Genomic DNA, 12,007 nt, shown 5'->3' with positions numbered 1-12,007 from the left:
CGCCAGCGAGGACACGTTTCTCGACCGCCACCAGGGCGTCGCGCTCGCTCTCGTCGGCGTGCTCATCGTGATAACCGGACTGCTCGAGGGGGTGGCCTAGTGGGCGTCTTCTACGACTCGGGGCGCGCCGGGCAGGTCGTGCTCGGCAATCAGCACGTGCCGCCCGACACGTCGAGGCTGCGCAACTGGCGCGACGCGGAGCTGTGCCGCCGTGGCGGGTGGCGTCTCGCGCGCAGCCCGTTCGGCACCTACTGGTACGGCCAGGCACCGCACGGGCGCTGGCCCATCGCGGCAGCGAGCGACGCGGACGCAATCGTCGAGTTCAACCGCGTCATGGACGGATGGGGGGTGGTCGGATGACCAAGACGATGACGGTGGGGGGCAGCTTCGAGCGCACCTACTCAATCACGGAGCTTTCCGAGATGACTGGCATCCCGCGCTCGACGCTCAACGACGCCACGACGGCTGGCAGGCTCCACGCCTTCAGGCTGCCAGGATGCACGCGCGGCAAGCGCGTCACGGAGTCGGAGGCCAGGCGCTTCCTCGGCGAGGACGTGGTGCCCCTTGAAGCTTAGGTTCTGGGTGCCGTCCAACCGCACTGCGGCGAACGGCAGGCCGACCCACATGGACGGCATCAACGAGATAGTCGGCTCTGGACTCACCAACCGCAACCTCGCCGGTCGGCGCAAGCGCGAGAACACGCAGCACGTCGCGCAGTTCGCCGCCAGGGCCATGGAGGCCCAGGGGTGGCGCAAGCCGAGCTGCCCCGTCTCAGTAGAGACGGTGTGGCACGAGCCGAGCGACAGGCGCGACCTCGACAACATCTACGGCGGCATCAAGTACGTGCTCGACGGCATCTGCACGCCGTCGAATTGGAGCAGCCGCAAGCACGACTACACCCGCAACCCGTTCGGGTGCGGGGTGATACAGGACGATTCGCAGAAGTACGTGGGCGAACTCGTCTTCTCGATGGTCATCGACTCGGAGAACCCCGGCGTCGAGGTAATCGTCACGACATTGGAGGAACAGGAATGAAGCTTGTAAGCGACAAGAGCCTCGGCATCATGCGCGAGATTCAGAACATCATCGACAAGGCGCACATCGAGATTGAGGACAGCGAGACGCACGAGCGCGTGGACCTCGACGAGTTCGTCACCGGATTCGGGTACGGAGTCACGGCCGCGCTTTACATCGTCGAGCGCGGCCTCACCGACAACTCCCACGCCATGCAGCTCATCGACTTTTCGGTGCGCACGCACGTGGCTGAGCTTGGCGGCAAGTCCATCGCCGAGATGATTGAGGAGGCTGAGAAGCAGTGCCAGAAGAAGTAATCGAGTCAGAGGCCACGCCGACAGAGCCTCCGGTGCTCCTCAGCGAAGCCGACAGGTGGCTCGCGCAGAAGCGGACCGAGGTCGCTGGCCTCGCGGAGCAGTACGTCCCCCACGAGATTACGTCCGGCGAGGACTACCGCCAGTCGAAGCGCGACCGGGCGAGCGCCAACAGGGCCATCAAGGCCATCACGGGCGAGCGCACCAAGAAGCTCAGCGCCATCAAGAAGGCCATCAATGACTTCGAGTTCGAGGTCAGGGAGCTGCTCGACCCGCTCAGCGGCGTGGACAAGGCCTACAAGGCAGAGATAGAGGCCTGGGAGCGCATGGTCATAGAATCGCGCACCCAGAACGTGGACGAGTGGTATCAGGCCACGCAGGGATACTTCGCGCAGATGGTGCCGCTACAGACCCTCTTCGACCGCTTCGCGGCGGGGGGCAAGTGGCTGAACTACGGCACCAACCAGCAGCAAATCATGGATGACGTCATGCGCCGCGTCGAGGCGTGCGAGCGCGACCTTGAGACCATCGCCGCCAGCCCTTACGGCGACGAGGAGCGCGAGCAGGCGAGGTCAAGCTACTGCAAGACGCTTGACCTCGCGGCCACCATGCGCGACCTGCAAGATGAGCGCGAGAGGCGCGAGCGCATCGCCGCCGCCGACGCGGAGCGGGCGCGGATGCAGGCCGAGGCCGCTGAGGCCGAGAGGGCAGCGCGCGAGGCCGAGGAGGCAAACCGCAGGGCCGAGGAGGCCCAGGAGAGGGCAGAGAGGGAGCGCCGCGTGCGGGAGGAGGCCGAGGCCAGGCAGCGCCGCATAGAGACGGGCCAGGAGGCCCCGGGGCCGTCCGATGAGTACGACCGGCTCATGGCCGAGCACGCGTCGATAACGGCCGCGCCGTTCCCCGGCGAGGGCATGCCGCCGTACTGCTTCCTGGCCTACTGCGACCAGTGGCAGCTTCAGGCGCTCGTCGCGTTCGCCAAGGCACGCGGCATCCACGGCGTCGCCAAGGCCACGCAGGGCCGCAGGTTCGACCTCACGAGGAAGGAGGGCTAGATGCCCGACGCAATAGTCAAGTACACGGCGAGCGACGGCAGCGAGGTGAAGCTGTCGCCCGCAATCGTCCAGCAGTACATCGTCACCGGAGGCCAGCAGGCCGACCCGCGCGAGGTGTTCTCGTTCATGGCAAAGTGCCAGGCGCGCCACCTCAACCCGCTCGCCGGAGACGCCTACATGACCGTCTTCAAGGGCAAGGCGAGCGTCATCGTCTCGAAGGACTACTTCGTCCGCACCGCGACGCAACAGCCCACCTTCGACGGCATGCGTGCCGGAGTAGTCGTAATCAACAAGGAGACGGGCGAACTCATCTACCGCGAGGGCACCATCGTCGGTGCGAACACGGAGGTCCTCGTCGGGGGCTGGGCCGAGGTCCACGACAAGAGCAGGTCGCATCCGAGTCGAGCCGAGGTGAGCCTGGCCGAGTACGACCAGCACCACAGCCTCTGGAACACGAAGAAGGCGACCATGATTCGCAAGGTGGCCCTGGTCCAGGCCTTGCGCGAGGCGTACCCAGGCTCCTACGGCGGACTCTACGACTCCGACGAGATGCCAGAGCCGGACGTTCCGGTGACGCCACCTGTCCCGCAGCCCGTCTATCAGCAGCCGTCCCCAGTCGAGGTGGCGCTTGACCCAGAGCAGGTCGCAGAGGCCGCAGAGCCGCAACCACAGCAGCCAGTCCCCGAGCCGCAGGCGGAGGAGCTTGCGCTTGAGGCAGAGGACATAGAGTTCTAGGAGGTAGACGGTGTCAATCAATTCAGTGCATCTGTCGGGCAACCTGACGAGGGACAGCGAGCTGAAGACGCTTGCGAGCGGCTCCAACGTCCTGCAATTCGGGCTGGCGGTAAACGAGCGGCGCAAGAGTCCGCAGACCGGGGAGTGGGAGGACGTGCCCGCCTTCTTCGACTGCGCAATCTTCGGGAAGCGCGCCGAGAAGCTGGCCCCGTACCTCGCCAAGGGCACCAAGGTCGCGGTCGCGGGACGCCTGCGCTACAGCTCGTGGACTGACAAGCAGAGCGGCCAGAAGCGCTCTAAGGTGGACGTGGCCGTGGACGAGATAGAGTTCATGAGCCGCACGGACGGACGCCAGGTGCCGCAGCAGCGCCAGGCGCAGTACCAGCCGCAGTACCGGCAGCAACAGCTTCCCTACCAGCCGCAGGCCCAGGCGAACGATGCCTACGACAGCTCGATTCCCTTCTAACTAAAAGGAGACTGAAAAATGGAAGCAGCTCACATGGACGAGAGCGCGGCTCTCAAGGTCGCTGACGCAATCCGCAACAAGGGCGGAATGTTCATCGGAACCACGGACTGGTACGAGGCCACAGGCGTCACGGCTGACGAGTACCACGCGTTCTTCGACTACGCCGTGCGCTACGCGGCGCAGCTCGACTACAAGGACGCCAACGCCGACATGCCCTGCTCGCTGAGCACCAAGGCCATCGTGGACAAGTTCACGGGCGACGCCAAGAAGGTGACGCTCAACCTCACCATCGACCCGCACCACTACGGGGACGTCGCGAAGGTGCAGCAGCTCATCGGAGAGCCGCTCGACGTGACGCTCGCCCCGGTGCAGATGCCGCTGCCGCTCGACGATGAGGGCACCTACGTGCCTGACGGCATGGAAGCGGCGTTCTAGGATATGGAAGACAAGGGGAGGGGTCACGCGCTTGAACGGTTCCTGCGGTACAGGGCCATGGCCCTTCTCCTTGAGTCCGCCAAGGAGGCACCGAGGAACGTCCGCGACGAGGCCGTAAGCGCCGTGTCGTGGTGCGACGAGGCGCTCGACGAGGCCTGGGAGGAGGTGGGCGTCATCCACGAGACGCTGGATGACGAGGACGCCGAGATAGTGGCATCCCACTACCTCTTCCTGGAAGACTGGCGCGAGCTTGGCGCTCGCCACGGCTACGCCATGGACAAGGTGAAGAAGGTCGCGTACCGGGCACTTGAGTGGCTGGACGCATACGAGAGAGGGGACTGCATTGAGGATTAGGTACGTGGACGGCCCGCGCCCCGTGCGGCAGCACCGCGAGGACGCCGGGTGGGACTGCAAGGCGGACACGGGAGGCGAGGACGTCACCATCGAGCCGGGAAGGCGCGCCCTCATCGACCTCGGGTTCGCCATGGACGTGCCCGTGGGCCACGTGGCGCTCATCGTGCCGAGGAGCGGGCTTGCCGCCAAGTTCGGCGTGACGGTGCTCAACAGCCCGGGCGTCATCGACCCCGGATACCACGGCCGCGTCAAGGCCTGCCTCGTCAACCTCGGCGACGAGCCGTTCGTCGTGCGCCAAGGTGACCGCGTGGCGCAGGCGCTGTTCGTTGCCACTGATGGGAACGTGGCATGGCAGCTCGTTGACGGCTTCGAGGATTCAGGGAGAGGCGACGGGGGCTTCGGCTCGACCGGCGTCTCGTGAAAGGACGGAAAGCAGTGATGGACAACAGCGAGTACCTGCCCGACCACACGACCGAGGAGCGCGTCGGGTACCTGCGCCTGGCGCAGGAGGCCCGCCACGAGCGCGCCGAGACGTGCCGCAGGCTCAAGCGCGGCGAGATGACCGTCTGCCAGTTCCTCGGCGCGAGGACGAAGGTGACCGAAGGCACGCGCCTGCGCAAGCTCGTCATGTCGGTGCCCGGATACGGGGTGGCGAAGGCGGAGCGCCTGCTCGTCGAGCTTGGGCTGGACGGCGGACGTCGCGTCAGCAGCCTTGGGCCAAACCAGCGAGCGTGCCTGGTGGCCGCTCTGGACTAGCAACAACGCACATAGGGACTGCGACCTGGGGGGCCTCTTCGGAGGCCCCCTCGCCTTGGAGGAGGACATGGAGGACGTTTTCTGGGCCGACGCGCCCGAGGAGGACTGCGGCACCTGCAAGGGGTGCCGACACATGAGGCGCGTCGTGACGAACGACGAGGAAACTGGCCGCACGGTCTGCTGGGTCTGCGTGCTGCCGGAAGCCGATGACGGGCTGGCCGTCATCTCGGTGACGCCGTACACGGTCAGGGCCGACGTGCCCTGCGACTGCTGGGAGCCACGCTGATGGGTGCCACGAAGGTCTGCCCCGTCTGCGGGCGCGAGCTGCCGCGCGGCCGCTTCGCCCGCTACAGCGGCAAGCGCAAGTGGCACTCGCGCGAGTGCCGCGACTGCGTGCCTGACGCGGAACTGCCATCCGCAGCCAGCATCGGGCCGAGCAAGATGCGCCCCGCGACGCGGCACGCGGTCGAGCTGATGAGGTCCGGCGTCCCGGCGATAGTGGCGGCACGCGAGGCGGGCATACACGTCGCGACCGCCTACTCGTGGGCCAAGCGGCTGGGGATTGACCTCCCCATGCCGCCCAGGCTCGCGAACCACACGGCGAACGAGGACCTGCTCGACGCAGTCCGTCTCATGCAGGACGGCATCCCGCTCGAAACGGCGGCGCGTCTCTCCGGCGTCACGAAGGTGCAGCTTTACAGGCACAACTGGACATACCACCCTGAGCTTCTGAAGCGGCAGTTCAGCTTCTCGACGTCGGAGGAGCGCGAGCGGGCCGTCGAAATGGTCAGGTCCGGCAAGACGGTGGCCGCGGTGGCCCGCGAGCTTTGCCGCGACGAATGCACCATCCGAAAGTGGATTAGAAGGTCCAAGGAGGACTCTCATGACAACGACAATCACCAGTGACACAATCCGCAAGGCCGCTGAGAAGGCGCGCGAGCGCCCAGGCGACACCGCAGGCGCAGTAATCTGCGCCGTAGAGATGCTGGGCATAGACACGTCCGGGTTCGGCTACATCGTCGATGCCCTCGCCGACGCCCTGGACCGAGTGGCCGACGCGATGGACGGCATGATGCCGCTGCCCGTGGGCGCGTACGGTGAGCCGCTGCGCCCCGAGGAGCACGTGTGGGGCGGTGACGGCAGGGAGTGGGTGGTCACGGCCATCGCGAGCGACGGCTACGACGTCTGGATTCGCGAGTTGGGGAAGCAGCAGGGCGCGGCGAAGCCAGCACGCAGCGGGTGGTTCACCCACGAGCGCCCGGAAACCTGGAAGCGCATCATCAGCGACGCCATAGACCTCGGCAGCTGGTGCCCGAAGAACACCGGCTGCAAGTTCGACGCCCTCGTCGCCCGCTGCGAGCGCCTGGCGGGTGAGGGGCGATGAAGGTCGCGATAAACGACGCCTTCGGCGGGTTCAGACTCACCGACGAGGGCGAGGAGTACGTCTACGCCCGCGCTCCACAGCTCTTCTATGGAGGGACGGGCGACTACCTGTTCGCGCATGACGAGTCTTCGCACGAGTTCCGCACGAACCCGGCGGTCATCGAGGCGGTGGAGCTGGGCTATCACACCGGTGACGTGGTGGTCATCGAGGTGCCGGACGGCATCCGCATAGGCATCTTCGACTACGACGGGGCCGAGTCCGTCTACGAGGTGGGCCACGCCTGGGGACCGCAAGGTGAGCTGCGATGAGCGACAACGGAGCGGCACGGAGCGGCACGGAGTACGACGTCCGGGAGTACGTCCAGGAGTACGCGTACGACCCCATCGGGGGCAGCGACCTGTGCAACTGCTTCCTCGGCGAGCGCAGGGAGCGCGTGGTGCGGTGCCGGGACTGCGAATACCTCGACACGATGAGCTGTCCCATCAAGCGAGCGCTCGTGTACGACGGCGCAAGCACCACGGATGTGGTCGCGCCCGGTGGCTTCTGCGCCTGGGGTCAGGTCCGAGCAGGTTCGAGTGAGGTTCGAGCAGGGGAGGACCGCGGGGAGTACCTGCGCGAGCACATGGCGCGCATCGAATCTGCGGAGAAGGAGCGCACGTGCCATCCGGTGGCAATGGACAACTTCAACGAGGCTGATGGCGACGGCGACGCGTGGGCCGTGTGCTCCGAGTGCGGACGCATGCTGGCAGTGCTCTCCGACGGTGAAGACATGCCGTGCTTCTGCCCCGCTTGTGGCGCGAGGGTGGTGGATGGCGATGAGTGACGCAACGCGCGGCGAGCTGCGCGACACGCTGGTCGGCATGGCGGACCTCGCCGGATGGAAGGAGGTCCCCGAGCGCACGTGCCACTTCCGCGTTGTCCGCGAGCACATCCCTGGCAGGCGATTCCGTGGCGACACCTGCGAGTGCGACCGGTGCGGGTACCGATGCGCCCGCGGGGTCATCGAGTACGAGATTTTCAACTTCTGTCCCAACTGCGGCGCACGCATCCTTGGTGGCGATGCCTCATGAGGACGCCGAAGCGGCCGAAGGACGTGCCGGACAGCTACAGGTTTCGCTGGGTGCCGCTGGAGCTGTACGTGCCGGTGTGGTATGCGGTCGACCTCGCCCCGTGGTCCGTGGCCGAGATGGTGCAGCGCGAGTTTGAGGGGCTGGGCTACGAGGGTTGCCGCGTGCGCGCCCACTTCCCGTCGCTGTTCGAGGCCATTGCTGCGGAGGAGGGGGAAGAATGCGACTTCCCGATAACGACCGACTGACGCGGGGCACCAAGAAAGGGCGGCATCGCCGTGACAAGGAGCATCTCGTGAGGTGGGCCGTGTGCGGCTCCCTGTGCCTTTTTGGGGCGGTATGCACGCGCCTGGCAACGTCGGGGGGCACGGTCGGCGCACGCGCCATATTCGGCCTCCTCGTGGCCCTGGCGGGGTGGTTCCTCTCGCTCGCCAGGCAATCCAGGCGGCTCCCGTGAGGTGCCGCGACACGTTCCCGTCCGTGATGCCCTGCCCGGAGGTGAGGCTCTTCCACTCGCGCAGCGCGGCGGAGCGGTTCAGCCGCCTCAGGGCCGGAGAGCCTATAGGGCTGCTTGACACGGCGGCGCAGAGCTGGTGCGTCCAGAGGGGCGGCAGCGCCTGCGTCTGCGTGCTCTTCGAGGCCGAGGGGATGACGTGGGCCGAGTCCGCCGCGCTCCTGGCCCACGAGGCCACGCACTGCGCCATGAGGTGGCTCGAGGTGACGGGCGACGGCGACCGGCACGGCGAGGAGGAGCTGGCCTACGCGGTGCAGCACATCCTCCTGGCCCTCGTCAACGCCCACAACCGCTGGCTGCTCAAGAGGGCGGCGGGCAAGCAACAACGACCTAATAGGGAGTGACTGATTATGCATGATTTCGGTATAGTTGTGGTCATCGCGAGTACCGTGATAATCGTTTCAATAATTATATCTGACACTGTCGTGAGGGTGTTGGGCGGCAGAAGGGGCGGCGAGTGACGGGGCAGGCGGGCGAGCGGCCCGGCGAGGAGGGGGTGGCCGGGTTCGGGTTCGTGGCGCGGTCGCTGCAAGAGCTGGCGACCATGTGCGCCCATGACGGCTCGCCGATTCCGCGGTGGCTCAGGGAGGGCGTGGCCGTCGAGCAGGACGGCAGCTGGGACGAGTGGTGGGAGATGCAGCGCCAGAGGGCGCGCGAGGAGCCGGGGTACCAGCCGAACCGAATCGTCGCCGGGTGCGCCCGCGGCTGGGCCGCGGGGCGCGGCATCGACCTCGGGCCGCTGTAGCACGGGCGGCGCGGGACGCTGTCGCATGGTCGTGGGCGTCCGGCAAATCGGAAGGAGGCGTGGCTTGACGAGGCAGGAGGCGTACCGGGAGGCGTTCGACAGGCCGCTCGAGTGGTACAGGAGGGACGCGGGTGCCAGCTCGTCGTTCGGGTTCAGGATGCTCCTGAGCGCCCGCGGGCCGATGGCGTACGCGCAGCTGCTCGGGCTGACGGACTTCCTCGCCAGGAAGGAGGGGCACAGAATCCGCGTCGGGAGCGACCTGATTTGCGCCGCGTTGGCGCGAGAACTCTGGTTCGAGTCCGCAGACGAGTTTTCAACATTCGTTGATGACTGCGTTGAGCTGGGAATACTCGAACTTTTCAACAACGGTGAGATAGGTTCCCCGGAAGTTGACGCGTCGGCGGACGCAAACGCGAGAAAAATCGTCGCGAGTTTGGCGGGAGTTTCGGCAAGGAGAAAAAAGGCGAGAAAGTCGCAAAAAAGCGAGAACGAAAACGACGCCCCTGAGCAGGAGGAACAAACGGTCGTTCAACGGTCGTTCAACGTTGGTCAAACGGTCGTTCAACACAATAACAATAACAATAACAATAACAAGTACATAAAGGACTACCCCCCTATACCCCCCACGCGGAAAAGCGACGAACCGAAGGCGGCGAAGGCGGAGCCGGGCCACATGGCCGAGGCGCGCGAGGTCGTGGAGCACCTCAACGCCGTCACCGGCAGGCGCTTCCGCGCCACCACGGGGAGCACGAAGCTCATCCGCGAGAGGCTCAACGAGGGGTACACGGTCGCCGACTGCGAGAGGGTCATCGACCGGAAGTGGGCCGAGTGGCGCGGCACCGAGTTCGAGAGGCACGTCAACTCGACCACGCCGTTCAGGGGGAGCCACTTCGACGCCTACCTCAACCAGCCCGACGTTGGCGGGGAGAGGCGGCGCGACGGGGCGTACGGGATACAGGGAGGGGCAGCGGCATTCGAGCCGCCGCCCGGGGTCACGAGGGTACTGGAGGTGGTGTAGGTGGAGCCTGACCTGCTGCAAGTGGCGAGGGCGGGCATCGGCTCGCGCTTCGCGTCGGCGAGAAGCGAGCAGGCGACGGAGATGTTCGGGCGCATGAGCGCCAACGAGACGAGCGGGGCCTACGTCTACGGGAGCGTCGGCTGCGGCAAGACGCACCTGGCGAGCGCGGTGGCCATCGAGGCCATGAGGCACTGGTGGAGGCCGACCTTCGTCGGCGCGGTCTCGATGCTCGGCGAGGTCCGGAGCGGCTACGAGAGGGGCAGCGACGCCAGGTCGGTGGCCGACTTCGAGCGGTCCCAGCTGCTGGTGCTCGACGACCTCGACAAGCCGAGGCCGACGCCGTGGGCGCTCGAGACGCTCTACGAGCTGCTCGACTGCCGCTACTCGAACGGCTCGAAGACGGTGGTGACGGCGAACTGCTCGCTCGCCGCGCTGTACCAGCGCCTGGCCGAGGCGGACGAGGTCCTGGCCGGGGCCATATGCGACCGGCTCAGGGACGGCATGGAGCAGGTGATGCTCTCGGGGGAGAGCAGGAGGGGGTGGGCTTGCGATGGACATGGACATGACCGTGCTTGAGAGGGCGGTGCTCAGCCGCCTCGTGCCCAGGCACCCGTCCACGAGCGGGGACTTCTCGCTGCGCGAGGAGTACGCCAACGCGGTCGGCGCGAGCAACTCGAGGACCGTGCCCTTCCCGAACGACTGGGACGCCTTCAACCTCGCGGTCGCGTCGCTCGTCAGGCGCGGGTACATGGCCTGGGGCACCCTACAGGGGCGCGCGAGCGTAACCGAGGCGGGGGAGGGGGTCTGGATGAGCGTCATGGGTTCGAAGTGCTTCCAGAGCCTTCGGAGGAGCGGGAACCTTGGTGAGTACCACAGGATGATGAGGTTGAGAGATGGCAGGTAGGGGCGGGCATCCCGGCAACAACGGGAACGGGGACAAGGACGGCTCGAGGCTCCCGAACGGGCAGGTGCCGAGGGACAACGAGAGCAACATCCGGTTCAACATGGAGCTGTTCACGCTCAAGGTCATCGACCTGAAGGACCCGGAGGCGATAGCGGAGCGGTACGCGACGTACCTCGGGCTGTGCGCCGAGTGGAACAAGAGGCCGACCATCGAGGGGATGTGCTTCGTGATGGGCTTCAACCGCGACGAGCTGCTGCGATACCGCAAGGGGCAGAGAACGGTCCTCAGGGACAGGCTCAGCCCAGAAGCGGAATTAACTCTTCAAAAGTGCCTGGATAGCATGGCAGAGATGTGGTCGCAGGCGATGAACAACAACGGCTACCGCAACCCCGTAGCAGGCATCTTCGTCGGCAAGAACAATTTCGGCTACTCGGACACTTCCGAGAGCGTCATCAGACATGAAACCATCCAGGCCGCTCCGGACCGCAAGGCGCTGGCCGAGAAGTACGGCGCGGCGCTTCCCGAGGCGGTCCCGGCGGAGGACCTCGTCATCGAGCCGCCGAGGGAGAAGCCGAAGCCGAAGCGCAAGGCACCGGCGAAGCGGAAGTCGGCGAAGCGCAAGCCGAAGCCGAGGGGGTGAGCGGCCCACGCTTCCCCTCGATGCCGCTCCTGAGCTGGGATTTTGTCGAAAAATTTCCAGGAGTTCCGAGGCCCTATAAGGCCGAAAAATTTCCAGGAGTTCGAGGCCCCTATAAGGGCCTTTGGCGGGTGAGGCGCAGGAAACGCGGGCGCTTCCGGCCCAGGCCGGGCGGCGACGAGGAGGCCCCCATCGGGATGCGTCCCGGTGGGGGCCTTGCCATGCCTCGGGCATCTAGGCCCGCGCGGATGCACTCTGCGCGTCGGCGCTAGATAGCCCTGTAAGGCGCTGTAGGCACGATTTTAGGCCGCAAAACGCCAAAGGCCTAGCCCGCTTAGCATAGGCGGCAAACGGGGCCTTAAATCGGCTTAGAGTGGCTCTCACGTGACGGCGCGGAGCGGCCATGAGCGCCGCCGCAAGATGCAGTTTGGCCGCAAACGGCTACACACAACGAACACAAACCTTGCGTTACCTGCTTAAACTACCCGCCCGCTCAATGCCCGCCCATGCCGCCCAGGGGACGCCACAAGGCCGCAAATCGGCCACGTAAGGCCACGGTGCTAGCGGGGCCACGCGCAGGGCGCGGACGGGGCGGCAATCGGCCTTGCAGCG

24 protein-coding genes are annotated in these 12,007 nt (G+C 66.4%); all 24 read left to right on the top strand.

Annotated features, from left to right (window positions below; translation table 11 throughout):
- The first annotated feature begins 99 nt into the window (after positions 1-99).
- The 24 genes from BQ7388_RS10125 to BQ7388_RS10010 all read left to right on the top strand — a co-directional run bounded on the left by BQ7388_RS10125 (position 100) and on the right by BQ7388_RS10010 (position 11,398).
- Positions 100-360, top strand: a complete 261-nt coding sequence (locus BQ7388_RS10125) for a hypothetical protein (protein ID WP_072500568.1) — start codon at positions 100-102, stop codon at positions 358-360.
- The gene (locus tag BQ7388_RS10120) at positions 357-575 is read left to right on the top strand and encodes a MerR family transcriptional regulator (RefSeq protein WP_072500567.1); all 219 of its coding nucleotides are present in this window, start codon (positions 357-359) and stop codon (positions 573-575) included. The genes BQ7388_RS10125 and BQ7388_RS10120 overlap by 4 nt, the downstream gene beginning before the upstream one ends.
- The gene (locus BQ7388_RS10115) at positions 565-1,035 is read left to right on the top strand and encodes a RusA family crossover junction endodeoxyribonuclease (protein ID WP_072500566.1); all 471 of its coding nucleotides are present in this window, start codon (positions 565-567) and stop codon (positions 1,033-1,035) included. The genes BQ7388_RS10120 and BQ7388_RS10115 overlap by 11 nt, the downstream gene beginning before the upstream one ends.
- The gene (locus BQ7388_RS10110; protein ID WP_072500565.1) at positions 1,032-1,331 is read left to right on the top strand and encodes a hypothetical protein; all 300 of its coding nucleotides are present in this window, start codon (positions 1,032-1,034) and stop codon (positions 1,329-1,331) included. The genes BQ7388_RS10115 and BQ7388_RS10110 overlap by 4 nt, the downstream gene beginning before the upstream one ends.
- A complete protein-coding gene (locus BQ7388_RS12440) occupies positions 1,316-2,380 on the top strand; it encodes a DUF1351 domain-containing protein (RefSeq protein WP_083558386.1) in 1,065 nt (354 codons plus the stop codon). The genes BQ7388_RS10110 and BQ7388_RS12440 overlap by 16 nt, the downstream gene beginning before the upstream one ends.
- Positions 2,381-3,115, top strand: coding sequence for a phage recombination protein Bet (gene bet, locus BQ7388_RS10100; RefSeq protein ID WP_072500563.1), 735 nt, complete (start codon positions 2,381-2,383; stop codon positions 3,113-3,115).
- Between the two features lie 10 nt (positions 3,116-3,125).
- Positions 3,126-3,581: a single-stranded DNA-binding protein gene (locus tag BQ7388_RS10095; RefSeq protein ID WP_072500562.1), complete on the top strand. Its 456-nt coding sequence runs from the start codon at positions 3,126-3,128 to the stop codon at positions 3,579-3,581.
- Between the two features lie 18 nt (positions 3,582-3,599).
- The gene (locus BQ7388_RS10090) at positions 3,600-4,016 is read left to right on the top strand and encodes a hypothetical protein (protein ID WP_129583253.1); all 417 of its coding nucleotides are present in this window, start codon (positions 3,600-3,602) and stop codon (positions 4,014-4,016) included.
- 3 nt (positions 4,017-4,019) lie between these two features.
- Positions 4,020-4,370 carry a hypothetical protein gene (locus tag BQ7388_RS10085; RefSeq protein WP_072500560.1) on the top strand — a complete coding sequence of 117 codons (351 nt, stop codon included), beginning with the start codon at positions 4,020-4,022 and terminating at the stop codon, positions 4,368-4,370.
- Positions 4,360-4,791 carry a dUTP diphosphatase gene (gene dut, locus BQ7388_RS10080; RefSeq protein WP_072500559.1) on the top strand — a complete coding sequence of 144 codons (432 nt, stop codon included), beginning with the start codon at positions 4,360-4,362 and terminating at the stop codon, positions 4,789-4,791. The genes BQ7388_RS10085 and dut overlap by 11 nt, the downstream gene beginning before the upstream one ends.
- A 17-nt stretch (positions 4,792-4,808) precedes the next feature.
- Positions 4,809-5,126: an integration host factor, actinobacterial type gene (gene mihF, locus BQ7388_RS10075; RefSeq protein WP_072500558.1), complete on the top strand. Its 318-nt coding sequence runs from the start codon at positions 4,809-4,811 to the stop codon at positions 5,124-5,126.
- 67 nt (positions 5,127-5,193) lie between these two features.
- Positions 5,194-5,412 (top strand): hypothetical protein, encoded by a 219-nt coding sequence (locus BQ7388_RS10070; protein WP_072500557.1) that lies wholly within the window; start codon positions 5,194-5,196, stop codon positions 5,410-5,412.
- A complete protein-coding gene (locus BQ7388_RS10065; protein WP_072500556.1) occupies positions 5,412-6,032 on the top strand; it encodes a helix-turn-helix domain-containing protein in 621 nt (206 codons plus the stop codon). The genes BQ7388_RS10070 and BQ7388_RS10065 overlap by 1 nt, the downstream gene beginning before the upstream one ends.
- Positions 6,010-6,510: a hypothetical protein gene (locus BQ7388_RS10060; protein ID WP_072500555.1), complete on the top strand. Its 501-nt coding sequence runs from the start codon at positions 6,010-6,012 to the stop codon at positions 6,508-6,510. The genes BQ7388_RS10065 and BQ7388_RS10060 overlap by 23 nt, the downstream gene beginning before the upstream one ends.
- On the top strand, positions 6,507-6,818 hold the full coding sequence (locus BQ7388_RS10055; RefSeq protein WP_072500554.1) for a hypothetical protein: 312 nt from the start codon (positions 6,507-6,509) through the stop codon (positions 6,816-6,818). Before BQ7388_RS10060 ends, BQ7388_RS10055 begins: the two co-directional genes overlap by 4 nt.
- Positions 6,815-7,333, top strand: a complete 519-nt coding sequence (locus BQ7388_RS10050; RefSeq protein WP_072500553.1) for a hypothetical protein — start codon at positions 6,815-6,817, stop codon at positions 7,331-7,333. The genes BQ7388_RS10055 and BQ7388_RS10050 overlap by 4 nt, the downstream gene beginning before the upstream one ends.
- The gene (locus tag BQ7388_RS10045; protein WP_159430838.1) at positions 7,326-7,580 is read left to right on the top strand and encodes a hypothetical protein; all 255 of its coding nucleotides are present in this window, start codon (positions 7,326-7,328) and stop codon (positions 7,578-7,580) included. Before BQ7388_RS10050 ends, BQ7388_RS10045 begins: the two co-directional genes overlap by 8 nt.
- Positions 7,577-7,825 carry a hypothetical protein gene (locus tag BQ7388_RS10040; protein ID WP_072500551.1) on the top strand — a complete coding sequence of 83 codons (249 nt, stop codon included), beginning with the start codon at positions 7,577-7,579 and terminating at the stop codon, positions 7,823-7,825. The genes BQ7388_RS10045 and BQ7388_RS10040 overlap by 4 nt, the downstream gene beginning before the upstream one ends.
- Positions 7,826-8,060: 235 nt before the next feature.
- On the top strand, positions 8,061-8,435 hold the full coding sequence (locus BQ7388_RS10035) for a hypothetical protein (RefSeq protein WP_159430836.1): 375 nt from the start codon (positions 8,061-8,063) through the stop codon (positions 8,433-8,435).
- A gap of 113 nt (positions 8,436-8,548) precedes the next feature.
- Entirely contained in the window at positions 8,549-8,836 is a 288-nt protein-coding gene (locus tag BQ7388_RS12435) for a hypothetical protein (RefSeq protein WP_072500549.1), read from the top strand.
- A 64-nt stretch (positions 8,837-8,900) separates the two neighbouring features.
- Positions 8,901-9,854, top strand: coding sequence for a conserved phage C-terminal domain-containing protein (locus tag BQ7388_RS10025; RefSeq protein ID WP_072500548.1), 954 nt, complete (start codon positions 8,901-8,903; stop codon positions 9,852-9,854).
- The gene (locus tag BQ7388_RS10020) at positions 9,855-10,430 is read left to right on the top strand and encodes an ATP-binding protein (RefSeq protein WP_072500547.1); all 576 of its coding nucleotides are present in this window, start codon (positions 9,855-9,857) and stop codon (positions 10,428-10,430) included.
- Complete coding sequence (locus BQ7388_RS10015) at positions 10,417-10,758, top strand: hypothetical protein (protein ID WP_129583252.1); 342 nt, start codon at positions 10,417-10,419, stop codon at positions 10,756-10,758. Before BQ7388_RS10020 ends, BQ7388_RS10015 begins: the two co-directional genes overlap by 14 nt.
- Entirely contained in the window at positions 10,748-11,398 is a 651-nt protein-coding gene (locus BQ7388_RS10010) for a hypothetical protein (protein ID WP_072500545.1), read from the top strand. Before BQ7388_RS10015 ends, BQ7388_RS10010 begins: the two co-directional genes overlap by 11 nt.
- The last annotated feature ends 609 nt before the right edge of the window (positions 11,399-12,007 follow it).

This window comes from Olsenella phocaeensis (assembly GCF_900120385.1).
In the GTDB taxonomy this organism is placed as follows: domain Bacteria; phylum Actinomycetota; class Coriobacteriia; order Coriobacteriales; family Atopobiaceae; genus Olsenella_I; species Olsenella_I phocaeensis.
This window is presented reverse-complemented; position numbering and strand designations above follow the sequence as displayed.